General features: G+C 34.3%; 24 protein-coding genes. 15 read left to right on the forward strand and 9 right to left on the reverse strand.

The window, feature by feature from the left end:
- Nucleotides 1-29: 29 nt before the first annotated feature.
- Complete coding sequence (locus tag JFU23_RS25605; protein WP_002126982.1) at nucleotides 30-614, forward strand: GNAT family N-acetyltransferase; 585 nt, start codon at nucleotides 30-32, stop codon at nucleotides 612-614.
- Nucleotides 615-1,001: 387 nt separating this feature from the next.
- Here JFU23_RS25605 and JFU23_RS25610 read toward each other — a convergent pair whose 3' ends face one another.
- From JFU23_RS25610 to JFU23_RS25625, 4 genes are all read right to left on the reverse strand, one after another.
- Nucleotides 1,002-1,571, reverse strand: a complete 570-nt coding sequence (locus JFU23_RS25610; protein WP_234816581.1) for a YdeI/OmpD-associated family protein — start codon at nucleotides 1,569-1,571, stop codon at nucleotides 1,002-1,004.
- Nucleotides 1,556-2,488 carry an alpha/beta fold hydrolase gene (locus JFU23_RS25615; protein WP_098635367.1) on the reverse strand — a complete coding sequence of 311 codons (933 nt, stop codon included), beginning with the start codon at nucleotides 2,486-2,488 and terminating at the stop codon, nucleotides 1,556-1,558. Before JFU23_RS25615 ends, JFU23_RS25610 begins: the two co-directional genes overlap by 16 nt.
- A gap of 92 nt (nucleotides 2,489-2,580) precedes the next feature.
- A complete protein-coding gene (locus JFU23_RS25620; RefSeq protein WP_061675446.1) occupies nucleotides 2,581-3,510 on the reverse strand; it encodes a helix-turn-helix transcriptional regulator in 930 nt (309 codons plus the stop codon).
- A 225-nt stretch (nucleotides 3,511-3,735) separates the two neighbouring features.
- Complete coding sequence (locus JFU23_RS25625) at nucleotides 3,736-4,383, reverse strand: hypothetical protein (RefSeq protein WP_157404896.1); 648 nt, start codon at nucleotides 4,381-4,383, stop codon at nucleotides 3,736-3,738.
- A 353-nt stretch (nucleotides 4,384-4,736) separates the two neighbouring features.
- Here JFU23_RS25625 and JFU23_RS25630 point away from each other — a divergent pair, with 353 nt between their 5' ends.
- The gene (locus tag JFU23_RS25630) at nucleotides 4,737-5,372 is read left to right on the forward strand and encodes a DUF4145 domain-containing protein (protein WP_201033027.1); all 636 of its coding nucleotides are present in this window, start codon (nucleotides 4,737-4,739) and stop codon (nucleotides 5,370-5,372) included.
- A 389-nt stretch (nucleotides 5,373-5,761) separates the two neighbouring features.
- On the opposite strand, the gene JFU23_RS25635 is transcribed toward JFU23_RS25630, so the two are convergent.
- Nucleotides 5,762-6,664 carry an aldo/keto reductase gene (locus JFU23_RS25635; RefSeq protein ID WP_201033028.1) on the reverse strand — a complete coding sequence of 301 codons (903 nt, stop codon included), beginning with the start codon at nucleotides 6,662-6,664 and terminating at the stop codon, nucleotides 5,762-5,764.
- Between the two features lie 166 nt (nucleotides 6,665-6,830).
- On the opposite strand from JFU23_RS25635, the gene JFU23_RS25640 reads away from it, so the two are divergent.
- Nucleotides 6,831-7,781: a CobW family GTP-binding protein gene (locus tag JFU23_RS25640; RefSeq protein WP_002086082.1), complete on the forward strand. Its 951-nt coding sequence runs from the start codon at nucleotides 6,831-6,833 to the stop codon at nucleotides 7,779-7,781.
- A gap of 137 nt (nucleotides 7,782-7,918) precedes the next feature.
- Here JFU23_RS25640 and JFU23_RS25645 read toward each other — a convergent pair whose 3' ends face one another.
- The gene (locus JFU23_RS25645) at nucleotides 7,919-8,389 is read right to left on the reverse strand and encodes a GNAT family N-acetyltransferase (RefSeq protein ID WP_201033029.1); all 471 of its coding nucleotides are present in this window, start codon (nucleotides 8,387-8,389) and stop codon (nucleotides 7,919-7,921) included.
- 138 nt (nucleotides 8,390-8,527) lie between these two features.
- Complete coding sequence (locus JFU23_RS25650) at nucleotides 8,528-9,478, reverse strand: metal ABC transporter substrate-binding protein (protein ID WP_201033030.1); 951 nt, start codon at nucleotides 9,476-9,478, stop codon at nucleotides 8,528-8,530.
- Between the two features lie 197 nt (nucleotides 9,479-9,675).
- On the opposite strand from JFU23_RS25650, the gene JFU23_RS25655 reads away from it, so the two are divergent.
- Together JFU23_RS25655 and JFU23_RS25660 are read left to right on the forward strand one after the other, a co-directional pair.
- Entirely contained in the window at nucleotides 9,676-9,939 is a 264-nt protein-coding gene (locus JFU23_RS25655; RefSeq protein ID WP_201033031.1) for a hypothetical protein, read from the forward strand.
- A gap of 75 nt (nucleotides 9,940-10,014) precedes the next feature.
- A complete protein-coding gene (locus JFU23_RS25660) occupies nucleotides 10,015-10,674 on the forward strand; it encodes an oxidoreductase (RefSeq protein WP_002031464.1) in 660 nt (219 codons plus the stop codon).
- Between the two features lie 29 nt (nucleotides 10,675-10,703).
- On the opposite strand, the gene namA is transcribed toward JFU23_RS25660, so the two are convergent.
- A complete protein-coding gene (gene namA, locus JFU23_RS25665; RefSeq protein ID WP_201033032.1) occupies nucleotides 10,704-11,741 on the reverse strand; it encodes an NADPH dehydrogenase NamA in 1,038 nt (345 codons plus the stop codon).
- A 133-nt stretch (nucleotides 11,742-11,874) separates the two neighbouring features.
- Here namA and JFU23_RS25670 point away from each other — a divergent pair, with 133 nt between their 5' ends.
- The 6 genes from JFU23_RS25670 (at nucleotide 11,875) to JFU23_RS25695 (ending at nucleotide 16,743) form a co-directional block, all read left to right on the forward strand.
- Complete coding sequence (locus tag JFU23_RS25670) at nucleotides 11,875-12,327, forward strand: methylated-DNA--[protein]-cysteine S-methyltransferase (protein ID WP_002031467.1); 453 nt, start codon at nucleotides 11,875-11,877, stop codon at nucleotides 12,325-12,327.
- Nucleotides 12,328-12,352: 25 nt separating this feature from the next.
- Nucleotides 12,353-13,351, forward strand: coding sequence for a DUF2628 domain-containing protein (locus tag JFU23_RS25675; RefSeq protein ID WP_201033033.1), 999 nt, complete (start codon nucleotides 12,353-12,355; stop codon nucleotides 13,349-13,351).
- A gap of 71 nt (nucleotides 13,352-13,422) precedes the next feature.
- Nucleotides 13,423-15,084: a peptide ABC transporter substrate-binding protein gene (locus tag JFU23_RS25680; RefSeq protein WP_002126994.1), complete on the forward strand. Its 1,662-nt coding sequence runs from the start codon at nucleotides 13,423-13,425 to the stop codon at nucleotides 15,082-15,084.
- Nucleotides 15,085-15,143: 59 nt separating this feature from the next.
- The gene (gene fosB / locus JFU23_RS25685) at nucleotides 15,144-15,560 is read left to right on the forward strand and encodes a FosBx1 family fosfomycin resistance bacillithiol transferase (protein ID WP_201033034.1); all 417 of its coding nucleotides are present in this window, start codon (nucleotides 15,144-15,146) and stop codon (nucleotides 15,558-15,560) included.
- Between the two features lie 12 nt (nucleotides 15,561-15,572).
- Nucleotides 15,573-16,118 (forward strand): short-chain dehydrogenase, encoded by a 546-nt coding sequence (locus JFU23_RS25690; RefSeq protein WP_201033035.1) that lies wholly within the window; start codon nucleotides 15,573-15,575, stop codon nucleotides 16,116-16,118.
- A gap of 13 nt (nucleotides 16,119-16,131) precedes the next feature.
- Nucleotides 16,132-16,743, forward strand: coding sequence for a phosphoserine phosphatase 1 (locus JFU23_RS25695; RefSeq protein ID WP_201033036.1), 612 nt, complete (start codon nucleotides 16,132-16,134; stop codon nucleotides 16,741-16,743).
- 46 nt (nucleotides 16,744-16,789) lie between these two features.
- Here JFU23_RS25695 and exsB read toward each other — a convergent pair whose 3' ends face one another.
- Nucleotides 16,790-17,368 carry an exosporium protein ExsB gene (gene exsB, locus JFU23_RS25700; protein WP_002135845.1) on the reverse strand — a complete coding sequence of 193 codons (579 nt, stop codon included), beginning with the start codon at nucleotides 17,366-17,368 and terminating at the stop codon, nucleotides 16,790-16,792.
- 181 nt (nucleotides 17,369-17,549) lie between these two features.
- Between exsB and cotH the strand changes: the two genes are divergently transcribed.
- The 4 genes from cotH (at nucleotide 17,550) to JFU23_RS25720 (ending at nucleotide 21,531) form a co-directional block, all read left to right on the forward strand.
- Nucleotides 17,550-18,626 (forward strand): spore coat protein CotH, encoded by a 1,077-nt coding sequence (gene cotH, locus JFU23_RS25705; RefSeq protein ID WP_201033037.1) that lies wholly within the window; start codon nucleotides 17,550-17,552, stop codon nucleotides 18,624-18,626.
- Nucleotides 18,627-18,730: 104 nt separating this feature from the next.
- A complete protein-coding gene (locus JFU23_RS25710; RefSeq protein WP_201033038.1) occupies nucleotides 18,731-19,348 on the forward strand; it encodes an NUDIX hydrolase N-terminal domain-containing protein in 618 nt (205 codons plus the stop codon).
- 104 nt (nucleotides 19,349-19,452) lie between these two features.
- Nucleotides 19,453-20,055 (forward strand): undecaprenyl phosphate transporter UptA, encoded by a 603-nt coding sequence (gene uptA / locus JFU23_RS25715; protein WP_002031481.1) that lies wholly within the window; start codon nucleotides 19,453-19,455, stop codon nucleotides 20,053-20,055.
- A gap of 96 nt (nucleotides 20,056-20,151) precedes the next feature.
- Nucleotides 20,152-21,531, forward strand: a complete 1,380-nt coding sequence (locus JFU23_RS25720; RefSeq protein WP_201033039.1) for a putative polysaccharide biosynthesis protein — start codon at nucleotides 20,152-20,154, stop codon at nucleotides 21,529-21,531.
- The last annotated feature ends 168 nt before the right edge of the window (nucleotides 21,532-21,699 follow it).

The following is a 21,699-nucleotide window of genomic DNA, read 5'->3' on the forward strand; positions in this document are numbered from 1 at the left end:
ATATAAAAGAATTATAGGGAGTGTTTACAGTGAATCCGTTATTATTCGATTTTCCTTCTGAATTTTATACTGACAGGCTTTTTATTCGAATGCCAAAACCAGGTGATGGTAAAGTTGTATATGACGCAATTCAAGCTTCAATACAAGAATTAAAACCTTGGATGGTCTTTGCACAAAAAGAGCAAACAGAGGAAGAAATAGAAGAGAGTATTAGAAAATCGCATATTCAATTTTTGCAGCGTGAGGATTTGAGATTACTAGTTTTTTCGAACGAAACAGGTGAATTTATTGCATCTGCCGGATTACATCGTATTAATTGGGATATACCTCAATTTGAAATCGGGTATTGGATTGATTCAAGGTTTAGTGGAAAGGGCTATATGGTAGAGGCTGCAAAAGGAATAACGGATTATGCTTTCACTGAACTGAAAGCAAACCGGGTAGAAATTCGTTGTGATTCTCTAAATAAGAAGAGTAGAGCGATACCAGAGAAATTAGGCTTTAAATTAGAGGGTACTTTAGAAAGCGCAAGTGTTGCGGTGGATGGAAATGGATTAAGGGATATGTGTGTATTTGCAATGACGAGAAATACGTATGAAAAAGAAGAGCTGTAAAGAACTATATAGACTAAACTAATAAGAGGATATTATGTTCAATATATGAGCATATATCCTCTTTTCCTATGCATATTATATTCGTTAATTAGATAGTAATAATTAATTAGGCTTAAAAAAGACAAGTTTGTGAAGAAATCTACTTAAACTATAGGGTGCTTTAATTGAAGATTCGCAACCAGAAATAATCAATCTTTATTATAAAAACCAAACTAGATAAATAAAGAACCAACTGTTTTGATCAAACTTTGTTTCAAAACAGTTGGTTTCTTTCTGTATAAAATCAGCGTTTGCAACTTACTTTTAATCGAACTTTATTCAAAAGCTACATATTCTTCTCTCTAAACAATCCAGGTATATATAAATTAATGCTGTTGATTGATAAAACTACGGTCTTAACATGTCTCCCTCTTTCCATGAATCGATTAATCGATTCAATCTTCTTAGCCTAGTTTCTTCTTTTTTGGCACTCATTACCCACCAAATAGAATCTCTTTTGTAAGAATCCGGAAGCTGATTAAAGAATTTCCAAGAATTTTGATTTTTTTTAATTTCATCCTCATATTCTTTTATTAAAGTAACGTTCCTATTAGCGGAAGAATAACCTGTTTGATCATTTCTTTGATTAAAAATAGTCAATCCTTCAGGCTTCATTTGATTAAGTTCTATTAATTTATGCACCTTTTGCACGTTAACTTTACTCCAGAGGCTATTAGACTTACGTGGAGTAAAGCGGATTTTATAGCTATCTTCATCAACTGTTTTTCGTATCCCATCAATCCAACCAAACGACAGTGCACAATCTACTGATTCTGACCAAGTAAGACTAGCTTTATTGGTCTTTTTTTTTGAAAAAACTACCCAAATCTCACTAGCTGTTTGGTGATGAATATCTAACCAATCAATAAATTCTGTTTGATTAATAAAAAATAAGGCTTCACTCATTTTATCAGCCATTTTAAAATCATTTGATTAAGCTCTTCAGGTCTTTCTTCTTGAATCCAATGACCAGTGTCCAAACTCTTAACGTCTATATTAGGTACAAAATCTTTTATATTTTGAAGTGGCGGAATAATATCTTTCTCGCCATATACCATCAATGTTGGCTGATGAATAATAGGAGAGACGTCACCTAATAAATGCCAATTACGATTTAGATTTCTGTACCAATTGATGCTTGGAGTGAAACCTGTCTTATTGAACCCTGAGATATAAACAGAAAGATCTTCATCACTCATAACAGGTTTACCTAATGGCTTGGTTGCTTTAGCTAGATTAATCATTTCCATTCCTTTACCAGGAACTTGTGATGGAGCATTCTTTCGATATAAGTTATTAAGAAATTGTGATGAATTTTCATCTAGTATAGCATCTGCAACACCTGGTTGTTTGTTAAAGTGAACAAAATAGTAATCGTCTCCAAAAACTTCTTCCATAAAATCAATCCAAGGTTTCTCTCCACGAACTTGATAGGGCAAGCATAAGTTAATCATTTTACGAACACGTTCTGGGTGCAGCAAAGCCATGCTCCAAACAACACTTGCACCCCAATCATGCCCCATAAAAATGGCATCTTTGTACTGATAGTGATCCAATAGAGCAACAAGATCACCGGTTAAATGTTTAATATCATATTTTGTAACTTCTTTGGGACAAGAAGATTCTCCATATCCCCGTTGATTGGGAATAATAACGTGATAACCTGCTTCTACAAGAGGAGTCACTTGATGTCTCCAAGAATAGGCATGTTCTGGCCATCCGTGGCAGAGAACGATAGGTCGCCCCCAATTTTTTTGTCCAGCTTCAAAAACTTCTAGTTTCACACCGTTAACTGAGATAAGTGTTGGTGTTGGAAATTCATAATTGTTTGTCATTTAATGTTCCTCCTAATTAAAATAAATGTGTCTTATAACAACAATATTATCACGATGATTTGACAACAGTCTGTCAACTTTGAGAAACGCAATTAACGATATTTTTCAGCCATCAATCTGAGTTTTGAAGCAATTGCTTCACGCATTTCTTTTGGAGCTAAGACCTCTACATGCTCTCCAAAACTAAATATGAGAGAGAACAACCATTCTTTTTCGGGGAGTGTAGCTTTAACAAGAAGTTCACCTGTTTCTAACACCGAAATATCTTCTTTATTAAAAATATCCTCCACACGAGACTGCATTATGGAGGAAATCTTTAAGACAATTGTTGTCATTATTGTTTGCTCATTTAATAATGTCCTAATCTCATGATACGATTTTTCTCGACGTTCAAATGATTGATTTTCGATATAACAATCACTTATACGGGAAACTTTAAATATTCTGAAATCTTCTTTTGAAAGACAATAAGCAAATAAGTACCAAGTATAATTTTTAAATATGAGTGACATAGGTTCAACTCGTCTTTTGCTGACAATATTATTATAATTTCTGTAGTCAATCGTCAGTATATCAGTCTGTGTAATAGATTTTCTTAGCGTTTTAACTAATGACTTTTGTTCTAGAGATTCTCCAAAAGGATGTAAATCAATGATGATTTGTTCCATATGCAGCTTTAGTTCATCTGCCTTGTTTTTAGGAATGATATTTTCTAACTTTTCTATGGATGATTCTAGCTCAATGTCGTCAACCGTGGAATTAATATCTTTGAGAACAGAAAGAAGGGAGGACAGATTATTAAGAGTCAGTACTTGATGATTTAATTTATAATTTTCATAAATGCTGAATCCACCATTGTTTCCAGAGTGGGAAATGATAGGAATTCCGGCTAGATTGATTGTTTCAATATCTCGGTAAATAGTCCGAACCGACACTTCAAATTTTTGAGCCAATTCATTGGCTGTTATACGATTTCTATTAAGTAACATCACAATAATGGTTAACATACGTTCTATTTTCATTTTGTTCTCCTTAGATAAGGTTTCTTTTCATTCTACACTACACAATATGATGATACATTAAAAAAACTTTTCAAAAGAACTAATCTTTCATATACAAAAATATTATTCAAGTCTTGTATGCTTAGAGGTTCTTTTTTTACGTAACAAGTATGATAAAAGAATACTCAATACTTTTGATTGAGAAATTAAATCATGATATACTTTAAGTGCGAAACGTTATGAAATTTAGCAAGACAACACGAAAGCCAGTCCTACAGCGAATAGGACTGGCTTTTTTTTCGTTTGTTGCGAAGCCAAACGCGTGTTCAATACATGCGTCACACCATATAGTTCACCTTTTCCATTATGATTAATTGCAACGTCTAAATCATTGATAATTTGCTTCATGTATTCGAATGCAATACGCGTATTTTCATCAGTAGGTGCCCATTGATTAACTAAATCTGTTGATTCCATTGCTTCACCATTAGGATCTAAATGTACCGTACGGGCAACTTGCTTATTAGATATATAACTTGTTAAAAGGAACAAATTTATATAATCTTTTTCCAATTCTTTATTTCCTTTAATTAAATGGATTGGTGATTCATCATTGACTACTAGTGACTTCAAGTAATACTCGAAACCTTCATCGTTACTAGCTTTTTTCAATTTTGGGTCGTTCATCGGTTCGGAAAGTAATACGTTCATCTTTGAAACCCATTCTCCGATTTCAGCATTATAAATTTGGGATTCAGATGCTTCTACAATGTTGCTATTTGTTGAGTCATCTTTGTCGCTTGAATATTTAAGAGCCCCATATTCACGAACTCCAAGTGTGGCAATAAGTATAACGGCAATAGCAGCAGAACCGAATAAGATTTTTCTTTTCATTCTCAACACTACTTTCCCTAATAAAGTTAGTATAACCAATAAGAGGGGCTCTTACAAATAAACGGGAAAGGGATGGAGAAGTAATTGTAATTGAATGATTTAATTGTATTTTCTAAATAAAGATAAATTTGATTAGTAATGATATTACAACTCTTATTCAACTAACGGAGTGCTTTAGTTGAATTTTAAAGCCGAAAATAACCCACATATTAGATATGTTCTAATTTGTGGGTATCTTTTATTATGATACGTTCAAGTTAACTGACCTAAAAATAGGTGTCTCCTCGTTTTTTTATATTTAAAGAGGAAAACTATCCTATTGTAGAAATTTTATGAGAGGAGAGTGAGGAGGAATGAAAGAAGTTAGACTTTGTTTTCATTGTGGAAATAAAACACAGATGGAGTTAGTGACTACGTATAAACATAATATTCCTGAAGTTGAATATGAACCAGGTTACGGAGAAATACAAATCGGGGAATATTGGGATGTTTATAACCTTTTTCTTTGTCCAGTATGTCAGAAAGTTACATTAGAACTGAAATCCTCAAGTACTTTTGAGTGCGGACCAGATGGAACAGAATATTGGAGCGAAAAGGTATTATATCCTCTAATAGAATCTCAAGTAATAAAGTTTCCCTCCGGAGTGAAAGAGGCTTTTGAAGCAGCACATAAAGTGAGAAATATTGATGGAGCTATAACATCTCTGGCTTTAAGGAGAACATTTGAAAGAATGTGTAAGGATAAAGGTGCGGAAGGGAAAGATCTATATCGTAAATTGAAATATTTATCAGATAATGGTGTAATCCCACCGATTCTTTCAGTAATGTCTTCTATCATCAAAGATATTGGCAACGAAGCTGCACACGGTGATGATGTGGAATTTGATCAACAATTAGTAAGTTCCCTATTCAAATTTACAGAGATAATTTTGGAATATGTTTATGTAATACCAAGGCATCTAAAAAAATTCAATTTGATATGGGCATAAGGGAAGAGGAAAATCAGAAACCAACAGTGGAGGTAACTAGCGAGTAGAAAATACTCGCTTTTTTTGATTATTTAAAAGTAAAAACAGGACACTTGTGTACTGCATTTCTAACCAAATAAAATGGGGAATAATTGATTCTATTGAAATATAAAGACTTTAAAGAAGTTGAAGAATCATTAGGGATGACTTATATATTTCTAATAGGTGTTTTTTTATATCGTATATAAATATATTCGAAAGTGATAAATTACTTATTCAACTAACGGGGGCTTTAGTAAAAGAAGAAAGGTTCTACATATTAGTCATATCTAATATGTAGAACCCTTTAATTTTTCTATCTTTTTTAAAATTAGGTCTTGATAAAATACAACAGCTCTTCTTTTTGTTTATTATGGTACAGGATGACCGTTAGAGCTTTCGAAAATTGTAAACCATTGTTGGCGGTCTAAATTAACTTTTGTTGCCATTGCAGCCGTTTTTACTCGATCTAATTTACCAGAGCCAACGATTGGCATCATTTTAGCTGGATGAGCAAGTAACCATGCATACATAACAGTATCGATGCTATCAACGCCGAGCTCAGTAGCAATTTTTTGTAAAGTTTCACGTACACGTACGGCGCGTTCTGATTGGCCAGTAAAGATTTCTCCACCAGCAAGAGGTGACCAAATCATTGGATTGATTCGTTTTTCTTGGCATAAATCAATCGTACCTTTTTCAAAATGCTCCATTTGCATCGCAGATACTTCAATTTGATTTGTAATGAGCGGGAAATCTAAATATGAACTTAACATATTAAATTGAGAAGGTAAAAAGTTAGAAACACCGAAGTGACGAACTTTTCCTTCTTGCTTTAAGCGTGAGAACGCTTCTGCCACTTCGTTTGGGTCCGTGAATGGATCAGGACGATGAATGAGCAATACATCAATATAATCTGTATGTAAGTTTTGTAATGAATCCTCCGCGCTCTTTATGATATGTTCAGCACTCGTATTGTAGTGAGCAACATATCGTTCTGGAAATTTCGGTGATGGGGGAGCGATTCCACATTTAGTGATGATTTGCATATTTTCGCGTAAGGAAGGCTTTAATTGTAACGCTTCTCCAAACAATCCTTCACACGTATACCCACCATAAATATCAGCGTGATCGAAAGTAGTAATCCCAAAATCCATACAGTCTTCAATAAAAGAAAGTAACTCTTGCTTTGGCATATCCCATTCTGCTAAACGCCAAAAACCTTGAATAATACGAGAAAATTCTAGCGTTTCGGCCATTTGAACTCGTTCCACTATAAGTACCCCCTATATGAATGAATAATATTTTTGAAAAGGCTTTCTTACTACGTATTATTATATAGTTACAGGGTCGTACATACAATAAATATGTTTTGCTACAAAAACGTTTTTCTCTATATGCTATAATGTAGAAACATATAGCTATAAGGAGATGTAAGGAATGATTCCAGTAACAATATTAACTGGTTTTCTTGGATCAGGGAAAACGACATTATTAAATCGAATTTTATCAGAGGATCACGGCAAGAAATTAGCAGTGATTGTAAATGAAATAGGACAAATTGGTATCGATAATCAATTAATTATGAACGTTGAAGAAGAAATTATGGAAATGACAAACGGTTGTTTATGCTGTACTGTGCGTGAAGATTTACTTGTTGCTTTAAAACAATTACTGGATGTGAAAGCAGAAGGGAAAATGGACTTTGATGGATTAGTAATTGAAACAACAGGTCTTGCAAATCCAGGTCCGATTATTCAAACTTTCTTTTTAGATCCAGTTATTCAATCTGCATACCAAATTAACGGTGTTGTAACAGTTGTAGATAGCTATCATATACATAAACATTTTGAAAAGGGACTAGAAGCAAAAGAACAAATTGCCTTTGCTGATGTTGTGTTAGTTAATAAATTAGATTTAATTGAAGAAAATGAGAAAGAAAATCTCTTGCATGAACTTCAAGGAATTAACCCGACTGCAAAGTTAATCGAGGCGACTAACTGTGAGGTAGATATTCCATCGTTATTACAAATTCAAACGTTTAAAACGAAAGATACGCTGCAAATTTACCCTCATACAGAACATAACCATCTAGAAGGTGTAAAATCGTTTGTACTACGTGAAGAACGTCCGTTAGATTTACAAAAATTGAATGAGTGGATGTCAGCTGTCGTTCAGGAACTAGGGGAGCATTTATATCGCTACAAAGGAATTTTATCTATTGATGGAGTAGATAAACGTATTGTTTTCCAAGGTGTGCATACGTTATTTGCTGCTTCGTACGATAGAGAGTGGCAAGAGGGCGAAGAGCGAGTAAGCGAAGTAGTTTTCATCGGAAGAGATATTAATAAAGAATGGTTCCAAGAACATTTTGAAGAATGTGTGAAATAAGTCTGCGTAAATCGCAGGCTTATTTTTTATGAGCATTTTAATGAGGTAATACTAGATTACAAAAATGAAGTATATAAGGGAAAGAAACTAAAAATAGAAAACATAACATTGATAAATGCATAATAAAAAGCCTGTTTTCACAGGCTTGTATTTTCATCTATAAGTAATTCCATTACAACACCTACAACTGGACCTTCGTCATCAATATCCCCATTTAAACGGAAGCCAAATGACTCATATAGTCCCATTGCGTGTTTGTTGTCAGGATGTAAACTTAAATAAATTATTTTACATTCGAATTTTTGTTGCAAGAATTGAATTAGTAAGCGAAGGAAGCGTTTTGCGTATCCTTTTCCTTGAAATTGTTGGTCAATCATAAAACGATCTAACCATACATTTTCATGTTTTTGGGAATACCAACCGTACATTGCGTATCCAACGAGTGTTTCTTTGTCATATAAGCCTACTGACGTTCCGTTTTCTTCATATAATGATTCCGCTAAAGAAAACGCATTGCTTTCAATAAACTGCTGTTGGTCTTTTGCTACGTCTAAAGCAGCAACTGAACGCCAATTATTTGCTGTTACTTCACAAATGTGAAGATTCATAGTTCCAACTCACCTTCTAAATTAGTATAGCTTACAAGCTAATATGGATAATTCTACTTGTTATTTCGATCAAGTCAAGGATAAATACATAAAAAGGCAGCTGAATGACATATTCAGCTGCCTAGAAAATATAGTTGATTAGTTTGTTGCTTCTTTTAAAGTATTTACGTTTTCTTCCATTAAAGTGAAGTAATCTTTATTGTTTTTTGCATCATCTTCAGAAATAGTAGCAAGGTGATTTAAACGTAAAATTTTTGTGCCAGTTTCTTGTTGAATAACGGATGCTACTTTTGGAGTAGAGAATGTTTCAAATAAAATATATTTTAGACCGTGCTCTTTTACTGTTTTTGTAATGTCAGCAAGCTGTTTTTGAGATGGTTCATCAGATGCTGAAATTCCAGCGATTGGGATTTGTTTTAAACCGTATCGTTGTTCCCAGTAGCCATAAGCTGCATGTGAAACTAATATTTCTTTCGTTTTTGCATTTGCAACAACTGCTTTAAATTGATCATCTAAATCAGTAAATTTTGTTTGTAGTGCCGCGAAGTTTTTTTCGAACTCTTTTTTATGTTCAGGCTGTAATTCTACAAGTGCATTTTTAATTTTTTCTGCTTGTTTCATCGCAAGAGTAGGATCTATCCAAACGTGTGGGTCTTTATCGTGATGATGTTCAGCTTCTTTATGACCGTCTCCATGATCGTGCTGCTCTTCTTCAGATGAAGCACGAAGTTCGATATCTTTAGATGCATTTACAATTTTTACGTTTTCTTTTTTTAATGATTTTTCCATTTTTTCGGCAAATGGTTCTAATTCTGCGCCGTTATAAACAAATAAATCGGCTTTCGCCACTTGTACAGTCTGCTTTTGACTTGGTTCAAATGTATGAGAATCCGCACCAGGTGGGTAAATTGTTTCTACATTTACATAATCACCACCGATTTTTTTTGCAAAGTCAGCGAGTGGGAAAATGGTTGTATAAACAGAAAGTTTCCCATCTTTTTTCGCTGCACCTTCTTTGTTGTTAGAACATCCAGCAAAGATGAGTGTGAAAATAAGTATAAATGAAAATAGAGCTAATTTTTTAGGCATATAATTCTCCTCTTTTCTTTTTTACAATTATATTTTCTCCAAATATAAGAAGAAAATATCGTTTTGATACAAAACGGAATAATTACGTTTTAGTTTGCGAACCTAGTATAATACATCTTTATGAAAGTTGCAATAAATAATAATCATTACGATTTGATTTTGTAATAAATCTGTCAAAAAGAAAGGTATTAAATTTTATGATTGGTGCATATGTGACAATGTTACTTTCATATATTGGGAGGGAGCAGAAAAAAGGGGATGAGCGCTTGGGTTACTTCATGGAAGCTATCTTATTAATACTTGCGGTTGTTTTGCCATTATCTTTTGTTTTAATTTTTTTAAGAAGACTAATAAGTAATTTAGGGGATGCTACAACAATTACAAAATTGCCAGCAGAAGAAAAAGAAGAGAAAAGAGTAAGTAAAGCACTATGCATACGCATAGTGCTTTACTTATGGTAAAATGGGAGAACGGAAACTCCTGTTAGCGACGATTAGCTATAGGAGAGAATAGTAAATAAAGAGGTATACACATATATGAATAAGCGAACAGCGTTAGTACTTGGCGCAAGTGGGTTAGTTGGACAAGAAATAACGCGACTATTACTTGACTCAGATTACTACGATTCGGTTACTATTTTTGTAAGGGAACCATTACAATTACAGCATGAGAAATTGCAACAGAAACAGGTGGATTTTTCAGTATTAGAGGAATACAAAGAATTTTTTGCAGTAGATGATGTTTTTAGTTGCTTAGGAACAACGATAAAAAAAGCGAAGTCGAAGTCGAATTTTAAAAAAGTAGATTATGAATATACATTACGAGCTGCCTGCTTAGCTGAAAAACAAGGCGTGCAAAATTTTCTTGTTATTTCATCAATGGGAGCAAAACCTAAATCATTTTTCTTTTACTCGCAAGTGAAGGGGAAAATGGAAGAGGAGCTGAAAAAGCTAGTTATTGGTGGCATACATATTTTCAGGCCGTCATTATTAGTTGGAAATCGACAAGAATATCGTTTTGGAGAAAGAATGGCTGAGAAATTATCTCGTATTCTTCCGTTTATATTTAAAGGGGCTTTTAAAAAGTATAAACCAATTTCAGCTAAAGATGTGGCGAAAGGAATGTATATAACAGCGCTACGTGAAGAATCTGGTATTCATATTTATAGTTCAAACGATATTATAGAAATAAAATAAGTAAAACCGAGAAGAATAATTTCTCGGTTTTATTTATTAGTTTTAATTTTCCCGGGTGCTCGTCGGTACTGATATGGTTCTTTTAATTCAAAGCCAAGTTCATTGGCAGCTATTCTTGGGAAGTATGGATTACGAAGTAACTCGCGTCCGATAAAAATTAAATCTGCTTCGCTATTATTTAAAATTTGCTCTGCTTGTGATCCGGTTGTAATTAATCCTACCGCACCAGTCGCGATGTCAACATGCCCCTTAATATGTTTAGCATATTGTACTTGGTAACCAGGATACACATCAATATGTGCGGGTACAACAGCACCAGAACTACAATCGATTAAATCTACCCCTTGTTCTTTCATCCATCCTGTATACTGCACATAATCTTGAACCGTTAACCCGTCAGGATGATAATCATTTGCTGAAATACGAACAAATAACGGTCCGTTCCAAACTTCATTTACAGCATCGATGATTTTGCGTAAGAAACGATAGCGATTTTCAGGTGAGCCCCCGTATTCATCAGTCCGCTTATTGGAAAGCGGAGAAAGAAATTCATTAATAAGATAACCGTGAGCACCATGTAATTCAATAACGTCAAATCCCGCTTGTTTTGAACGTAACGCAGCTTTTTGAAAAGCTAATACGGTGTCTTTAATTTGTTGCTTACTCATTTCCACGGGTATTTTCATTCCATCGTTAAACGGAATTGCTGAAGGAGCTAAAGCGTCCGTTTCTAATTCAGCCTTTCTTCCGGCATGAGCGAGTTGAATGGCAGCTTTTGCGCCGTTATCATGTATAAATGCTGTCGTCTTATGTAAGCCTTCAATTAGATTATCATCCCAAATGCCTAAGTCTTTGTTAGAAATACGTCCTTCAGGTAACACAGCTGTTGCTTCAATCATAACTAAGCCTACTTGGCCAGCAGCCCTGGTTCCATAATGAATGAGATGAAAATTGGTTACTCGGCCATCCTCATTCTCTGATGAATACATACACATAGGCGACATAACGATACGGTTTTTTAGCGTAACGTCCTTAATTGTATAAGGTGAAAAAAGTTGAAGCTCCATCAAATATCCCCCTTGATTGAATTTTCTTACATTGTATCATCCTCTTTTTTGTTTCCCTAATAAAACGCTTATACGAAAAATTTTGTCTATTCGTGTTACAATGGCTAATATGAATTGAATTGGAGGATGACATATGTATCAGGCTTATTATGAAAGTGAATTAGGTTTGCTGGAAATTACAGCGAATACGAAAGGGATTACGTCTGTTATATTTGTTGAAGAAAGAAAAGAAGAACATAAAAATGAACTTGTTGAACAATGTATAAATGAATTAGATGAATACTTTGAAGGAAAAAGAAAAGAGTTTACAGTTCCATTGTCTGCTGAAGGAACACCATTCCAAAAGAATGTATGGGAAGCACTTTACACCGTACCGTATGGCGTAAGTGCTTCATATTTAGATATTGCAGATAAGGTTGGGAATACGAAAGCTGTACGAGCGATAGGAGGGGCAAATAGCCGGAATCCAATTTCAATTATCGTTCCATGTCATCGTGTAATAGGAAAGAGTGGAAAACTTGTTGGGTATGCAGGTGGTTTATGGAGGAAAGAGTGGTTATTGAAGCATGAAGGCATATTAAAATGAAGTATGGATGGAAAGAGGGATTGTTTTGAAATGTATAAATTGTGGGCGACCTTGTATTAATGATCAGTTGAATTGTGCAAATTGTCAACGGAACTTGCATAATGAACAAGGTGAAGAAAGCTCGCTAATAGACAAAGAATTAGAAGTATATGTAGGGAGACAATATCCATATTACAAAAGAAAATGGGAGCTTGAGAATAAGCGAATTGCTAGGTGGAGCTGGAATGGTTTGGCTGCTATTTTCAATGTAGGTTGGCTTGGATATCGTAAGTATTATTTACCTGCTGCTTTATTTATACTGTTATTAGTAGCATGTGATGCATTTTCTTATTATGTGGGGTTCAACGTAGCATTGCCAATCATTAATATGGTGCCTCTTACGTTTTTATTACTCATTTTCATTCTATTTGGGATGGGGATTTTTGCAAATGGATTATATTATCAATTTGCAGAAAGGCGTATATATCGAATAAAAGCACGGGGAATTAAAGATGAATCGGTTGAAAATTATCTCATCCGTGATAGTGGTGGAACGAGTAAAATGGGAGCAACAATCGTTACTATTTTAGCAGTTGCTAGTATTTTTTTCAGTCATTTCTTTTTTCCGACTGATCGAGATATTATACAAAAAGTACGTACAAGTTCGCTTTATGAATATCCGTTCTTTTCGATTGGTGAATCGTTCGAAAATTATTTTCAAAATTCAGGATGGATATACTATCGGGGAACGGAAGGATTAGAATTAGTAGAATTTCAGGGGGAGAGTCCTGAGATGCCAAGGAAAAAGGTGAGAATTCAATTTATTGTTGATTATAAATTGGGAGAAGTGGAACCATATTCACTTACGATTAACGGTGAATCTAAAAATGAAGAAGAGTTTTTGAAGATAATGGAGGAAATATTTAAAGTTCAAAATCCATTTGATATAGAGGATGGCTTACAAGTAAATGCTATTCAACAAAGCGGAGGGAAAGCAATTTCTGACCGCTTTTTTTCTTTTTATGAAAATAAATATTTAAAATAATCAGAATTTTTTGTATAATAAAATATATTATACAAGTTTTAACTTATACATATAGATTGGGGGAAGGAAGAATGAAGAGAAAGGTAACAACGATTGCTGCAGTTGCATTATCGGCTAGTGTACTGGTTGCGGGATGTGGGAATGGGGAGAAGGCTTCGACAACGAAGAAAGAATCAAGTAAGGGAATGGCAGATAAACAAGTTTTAAATTTGCTAGAAACAGCTGAAATTCCTTCAATGGATACATCTAAATCAACAGATTCTGTATCTTTCCGTGTATTTGTAAATGCAATGGAAGGATTATATCGTCTAGATAAAGATAATAAACCAACTCCAGGTATGGCCAAAGACGTGAAGATTAGTGAAGATAAAAAGACATATACATTTGAATTACGTGATGCAAAATGGTCAAATGGTGATCCAGTTCGAGCACAAGATTTTGTATATGCATGGCAACGTACATTAGATAAAGCAATAGCAGCAGAATATGCATTTATTTTATTTGATGTGAAAAATGCACAGAAAGTAAATAAAGGAGAAGTACCGTCGGATCAATTAGGTGTTAAAGCGAAGGATGATAAAACGTTGGTAGTAGAATTAGAGCAACCAGCACCTTATTTCCTTGAGCTTACTTCGTTCCCTACATTCTTCCCATTAAATGAAAAGTATGTAAAAGGACAAGGGGATAAATACGGATTAGAAGCAGATAAATTATTGTACAATGGACCATTTACAATGAGTGAATGGAAACATGAACAAAGTTACCAGTTAAAGAAAAACCCAAATTATTGGGATAAAGATGCTGTAAAATTACAAGAAATTAATGTGGGTATAGTAAAAGAGACAAGTACTGGGGTAAATTTATATGATAGTGATCAAGCAGACCGTGTCATTTTAAGTTCTGAGTTTGTAGACAAATATAAAAAGAATAAACCAGATGAATTTAAAACGAAGTTAGATCCACGTATGTATTTCCTACGTTTTAATCAAAAAAATGCAACGTTTAAAAATCAAAAGGTTCGTGAGGCGATTGATTTAGCGTACGATAAAAAAGGAATTGCGGATGTAATTTTGAATGATGGATCATTGCCAGCGTATTTCTTAGTACCTGAAAAGTTTACGACAGGACCAGATGGAAAAGACTTCCGTACTGTAAATAAAAATTTCCGTGACAGTAAAGATAATGCTGCGAAAGCAAAAAAACTGTGGGAAGAAGCGAAGAAAGAACTTGGTCAAGATACAATTACAGTAGAATTACTAAATGATGATAACGGTAGTCGTAAAAAAGTGGGCGACTTTATTAAAGAAGAATTAGAGAAAAACTTACCTGGTATTAAAGTGAATTTGAAGCAACAACCATATAAGCAGAAGTTAGATTTAGAAAAGAAATTTGAATATGAATTCTCATTATCTGCATGGAGTCCAGATTATCCAGACCCAATGACATATATTGATATGTTCGTTACTGGAAGCTCATTTAATGAAATGGATTATTCAAATCCGAAGTACGATGATTTAGTAGCAAAATCAAAAGGAGAACTACTAAAAGATGACGCAGCACGCTGGAAAGCACTTGCAGAAGCTGAAAAAATCTTAATTGGTCAAGATGCTGCAATCTCTCCTACGTACCAACAAAGTACAGCTTACTTAGAGAAGACGTATGTAAATGGTATTGCTAACCATACGTTCGGTGGCGACTTTAGTTATAAATGGGCATATATTACAAAGAAATAGTATAATAAAGGATGAGTGAATTTTCGCTCATCTTTTATTTGTTTAGGGAGGAACGTGGAGTGTTGAAAGGAATCAATCATCTTTGTTTTTCAGTATCAAATTTAGAAAACGCTATTATGTTTTATGAAAGAGTGCTAGAAGGAGAACTATTAGTTAAAGGGAGAAAACTTGCATATTTCAATATATGTGGAGTATGGATAGCACTGAACGAAGAGGCACATATTCCAAGAAAGGAGATTCATCAATCTTATACGCACCTCGCATTTTCTGTTGAACAAAAAGATTTTGAACGCCTGTTACATCGGTTAGAAGAAAATAATGTTCATATTTTACAAGGAAGAGAACGTAAGGTGAGAGATTGTGGGTCTATATATTTTGTTGATCCTGACGGTCACAAGTTCGAGTTTCATTCAGGGACACTGCAAGACCGTCTAAATTATTATAGAGAAGAAAAACCTCATATGACATTTTACTAAGGGGGGAAGAAGTTGCATGCACTTGTAATTGGTGGAACAGGAATGTTAAAGAAAGTTTCTATGTGGCTTTGTGATCAAGGATTTCGTGTGTCTGTTATTGGACGAGATGAAGTGAAATTAGAAAATGTTAAGCAAGCTAGTTCCGCACCAGAAAATATTACATGTCTTCCTTTAGATTATCAAAATGACGATGATGTAAAGCAATCTATTACAAATACAATTGAACAAAATGGTCCAATAACATTAGTTGTTGCCTGGATACACTCTAGTGCAAAGCATGCATTACGACTCATTTGTAATGAGGTTGAATTGTCATCGGAAAAGTATAGTTTATTTCATATATTAGGTAGTAGTGCATCGCGTACGAAGTCACAAAAAATAGGTGGGACATTATGTAGTTATTATAGAATTATATTAGGGTTTATTTTAGAAGATACATATGCAAGATGGCTTACTCATGAAGAGATTGCTGACGGAGTTATAAAAGGAATTGAAAGTAAATGCACAGAATGGATTGTAGGGAGAGTAGAGCCGTGGGAATCGCGGCCGAAATGGTAAGGGGGCATGTGAAATGAAGACAACGGTATATGTAACAAGGCACGGTGAGACAGAATGGAATGTAGCAGGGCGGATGCAAGGACGGAAAAATTCAGCATTAACAGAGAATGGTATGATACAAGCGAAACAATTAGGGGAGCGTATGAAGGATTTACCACTCCATGCCATATATAGTAGTCCAAGCGAAAGAACACTTCATACTGCTGAATTGATTAAAGGGGAACGCGATCTTCCAATTATAGAAGATGAATGTTTCTATGAAATAAACATGGGGATATGGGAAGGGCAAACAATTGCTGAGTTGGAAATGCAATATCCAGAAGAAGTACATTTATTTTGGAATGAACCACATCTTTTTCAGTCAACATCAGGGGAAAACTTTGCGGCCGTTCATAAAAGAGTAATTGAAGGGATACACTTTCTTTTGGAAAAGCATAAAGGAGAAAATATTTTAATAGTTACTCATGCTGCAGCAGCGAAATTACTCGTAGGGCATTTTGCAGGTTTTGAAATTGAACATGTATGGGAAGAGCCATTTATGCATAGCGCGAGTCTTAGTGTGATTGAATTTGATGAAAACCGTGGTAAAGTAAAACAATTTGCAGATATAAGTCATTTTCAGTAAACGTAAAAAAGGTCGCAAAGCGACCTTTTTTGGTGGATATAAAAAACTAGCAATTACGTTTTTTATACCAGAAGTGATCGAATTTCTTGTTTTTGCAAGATGGGAACTTATGTCCGTCTCTGCAATCATTCCATTTGTGCCCGTCATCGTGACAGTCCTTACCATGATCACAATCATCATCGCAAGAGCGACCGTGTCCGTGAGGGAAGAATTCGCATTTTTTACAGAAACTTCGTTTTGTCCAGAAAAATTTCTTTTCAAAGCGTATGCATTTTGTAACGAAAGTACAATGCTTTCTGCGAGTACGTTTTGTAACTAAAACGCATTCTTTTCTACGCGTCACTTTTGTAACGAACGTCCATTTTTGAACGCGCACACGAGTGCATTTCGTAACAAACGTCCATTTTTTAACATGAGTACATTTTGTAACGAAAGTACAATGTTTTACGCGAGTACATCTTGTTCTTGGACATTTACGCCCTGTTGTACATTTACACCCTGTTGTACATTTATGATGAGAGAATTTATCATCATCGCACTCAAAAGTACTTGGATCTTGGTGTAAGAAATCCTCCATACCAGCACTTTTGATTTCTTCAACAGCTTTTCTAATATCACGTTTCATAGAAATCCTCCTTATCGAGTGTTAAATTGAAAAGGTATTCTTTTTCCTTAACATAATATGAGATTCGACTTCTTTCTGAACAGGACAAGAGTGTAATTTTATATAAATAGATGATAGCGGATGTATGGACAAGACAAGGCGCATACATTGAATGAAGAGAACTGAGAAGGGATGAGAAAATATGCTGTCTTCATATGATTTTTTTGTTCATCCAATGTACTTAGTGGAATTGAAAAAGGACATTTGGTCAGATAGTCCAGTGCCAGCAAAATTAACTTATGGAAAAAAGAAGTATGACATTGATATCGTATACCGAGGGGCTCATATTCGCGAATTTGAGAAAAAGTCTTATCATGTTATGTTTTATAAACCGAAAAAATTTCAAGGCGCGAAAGAGTTTCATTTGAATTCTGAGTTTATGGATCCGTCTCTCATACGAAATAAATTATCTTTAGATTTTTTTCATGATATTGGTGTACTTTCGCCAAAATCACAACATGTATTTATAAAAATTAATGGTCAAATTCAAGGTGTGTATTTACAGTTAGAATCAGTTGATGAAAACTTTTTGAAAAATAGAGGGCTACCGAGTGGTTCTATTTATTATGCGATAGATGATGATGCGAATTTTTCGTTAATGAGTGAGCGAGATAAAGATGTTAAGACAGAGCTCTTTGCGGGTTATGAATTTAAATATTCGAATAAAAATAGTGAAGAACAATTGAGTGAATTTGTATTTCAAGCGAATACTTTGTCGAGGGAAGATTATGAAAAAGAAATCGGGAAGTTTCTACATGTAGATAAATATTTACGATGGTTAGCTGGAGTTATTTTTACGCAAAACTTTGATGGCTTCGTCCATAACTATGCACTATATCATAACGATGAGACAAATTTATTTGAAGTGATACCGTGGGATTATGATGCGACTTGGGGGCGAGATGTACAAGGGAGACCACTTAATCATGAATATATTCGTATTCAAGGTTATAATACGTTAAGTGCAAGATTGTTAGATATACCTGTTTTTAGAAAAAAATACCGAAGTATTTTGGAAGAAATATTAGAAGAACAATTTACCGTTTCGTTTATGATGCCGAAAGTAGAAGGTTTGTGTGAATCGATTCGTCCATATTTACTACAAGATCCATATATGAAAGAAAAATTAGAAACATTTGATCAAGAAGCTGATATGATTGATGAATATATAAATAAAAGAAGGAAGTATATACAAGACCACTTACATGAATTAGATTAATTTTGAAAGAGATTGGAACATTATCAATCTCTTTTTTGTATAATAAAGATGTATCAATTGAATTGACGTAATATTTACTTAATAAAGAATGGAGATGTGGAAACATGACGGTCAAGTGGATTGATTGGGTAAAACAAATACAATCTATAGCTCAAGCGGGTTTAACGTATTCTAAGGATGTCTATGATATAGAGCGTTTCCAACAATTACGGGACATTTCAGTTTTAATGATGTCACATTACACAAAGACAGATTGGGAAGTAGTAGAGAATTTATTTGCAAGTGAGACAGGCTATCAAACACCTAAAGTTGATATACGGGCAGTTATTTTTCAAAATGCAAAACTATTATTTGTGAAAGAAAAAAGTGATAGGAAATGGGCATTGCCAGGTGGATGGGCTGATGTTGGTTATACGCCGACAGAAGTAGCAGCAAAAGAAGTTTTAGAGGAGACGGGCTATGAAGTAGATGATTTTAAGCTACTCGCTATATTTGATAAAGAAAAACATCAACCATCGCCTTCAGCAACACATGTATATAAAATTTTTATTGGCTGTAAGATTATTGGTGGCGAAAAGAAAACTAGTATTGAAACAGAAGATGTGGAGTTTTTTGATGAGAATGAATTACCTAATTTATCGATTGCTAGAAATACAGAAGAGCAAATTAAAGAAATGTTTGCCTACATGAAAGAACCTCAAAAAGAAACATTAATAGATTAATAATGCTTATGCCGATGATATTGTTGAAATGAAGATATTGGCAGAATGCGACCTTTATGTAATAATGGGATGGTATGTGAAGAAAAAAGGAGATAGAAAAGAAAATGTTAGCAAACATAATAGATCAGTTATTGCAATTTTTTGCAAGTCTAGGTTACTTTGGAGTAGCACTAGCTTTAATGATTGAAATTATCCCGAGTGAAATTGTACTTTCGTATGCTGGCTTTTTAGTCGCAGATGGTAAAATTAGCTTTGTCGGTGCAGTTATTGCTGGAACAATCGGTGGTACTTTAGCGCAAATCTTTTTATATTGGCTTGGATACTATGGAGGACGTCCAGTTGTAGAGAAATATGGAAAATATCTACTTATTAATAAACACCATTTAGACATAGCAGAAAATTGGTTTAAGCGTTACGGAGCTGGAGTAATATTTTCGGCACGTTTTATCCCAATTGTACGTCATGCAATCTCTATTCCGGCAGGACTAGCTAAGATGCCATTAAAACTTTTCACACTGTATACAGTTGTAGCGATAATTCCATGGTCAATACTATTTATATACTTAGGTGAAAAGCTTGGTGGAAATTGGCGACATATTAAAGAGTATGCATCTGATTACACACATTACATAATTATAGGGGCTGTTCTCTTTGTTGCTCTATACTTCGGTTTAAAGTATTTAAAAAAGAAAAAAGCAGCGCGTTAAAGTCAATGATTTTTCATTGGCTTTTTTTATTGTTTCAGTTCTAAAAAAAAGGAGTTGTCCATAATGTGTAATAATAAAGCGTAGCGGGGGAATGTGATGAAAGGATCACCGTTTTTACGTGGAACGATATTTTTAACGATGGCAACGATGATATCTAAAATGTTAGGGTTTATATATGTTATACCATTTACAGCAATGGTGGGTACGAGTGGGTACGTATTATATACGTATGCATACCGTCCTTATACAATTATGCTTAGTATTGCAACGATGGGATTACCACTTGCCGTTTCAAAAATGGTTTCAAAATATGATCAACTCAATGATTATCACACTGTTAAGAGAGTGCTAAAGAGTGGTATCGTTTTTATGGTCATTATGGGCGTTATTTCTTGTTTAGCATTATATATGTTAGCACCACATTTAGCTAAACTTGTGATTGATGGAAATGATCAGTCGGGGAATAGTGTGGTAGCTGTCACGCACAATATTCAAATTGTAAGTTTTGCGTTAATACTCGTTCCTGTAATGAGCTTGTTACGTGGTTTCTTTCAAGGTTTTCAATCTATGGGACCTTCTGCGCTCAGTGTAGTTGTAGAGCAATTTTTTCGGGTCTTAACTATTTTGATAGGAAGCTTTGTCGTTTTATATGTTATAAAAGCTTCTATTTCGTTGGCAGTTGGTATTTCAACGTTTGGAGCATTTATGGGAGCACTAGGTGGATTAAGTGTTTTAAGTGCGTATTATATAAGAAGGAGAAAACATTTAAAGAAAAAAGAGATTGCCAGTATACCACAAACGACGAAAACTTTTTTTTCGTTGTATAGAGAACTGTTTACATATTCTATTCCTTTCGTTGTAGTTGGATTAGCGATTCCGTTATATCAGACGATTGATACATTTACAATTAATAAACTACTTATACAAATAGGATATATGCAAGGAGAAGCGGAGAAGATTAATGCGATAATTGGTCTTGTCCAGATGGTTGTACTTATCCCGGTTTCCGTTGCGACTGCTTTTAGTATGTCTCTCGTACCTGAGATGACAAAAGCCTATACAGCGGGAAATGAGAAGCTACTGTATAAACACTTTACAAGGACAAATTTATTAGTGGTAGGAATTACCGTACCGGCGGCGATTGGAATGATGATTTTAGCAAAACCAGTGTATACTCTTTTATTTGGTGCTGGAAATGATCCGGAGATGGGCAGTATTATTTTGCAGTACTATGCTCCTGCTTGTATACTATTCTCACTATTTACAGTAACCGCTGCGATGTTACAAGGAATTAATCAACAACAGAAAACAGTGCTAGGATTAGTAATTGGTATTATTGTGAAGATAGTTTTAAATATCGTATTGCTTCCGTATTTCGATTATGTAAGTTTTATTATTTCAACATACGCTGGTTATACGATTTCAGTTGGCTTTAACTTGTGGATGCTTTCTAAATATGTTATAAAGGCAACATAAGCTTTTTAAGGCAGAGAGCACTCTGTCTTTTTCTTTGTTTAGAATATTTTTCTTATAAAAACGTTTTCAAAATAATTTTTCTATTGAAATTTAAACGTATGTTTCATATGCTGAGAATGGCGGTTCAAAAACTGTTATGTAAGAGAGGTAGATTCCTACATGTAAAAA

The sequence above is a fragment of the Bacillus sp. TH50 genome (assembly GCF_016650565.1).
GTDB lineage: Bacteria > Bacillota > Bacilli > Bacillales > Bacillaceae_G > Bacillus_A > Bacillus_A mycoides.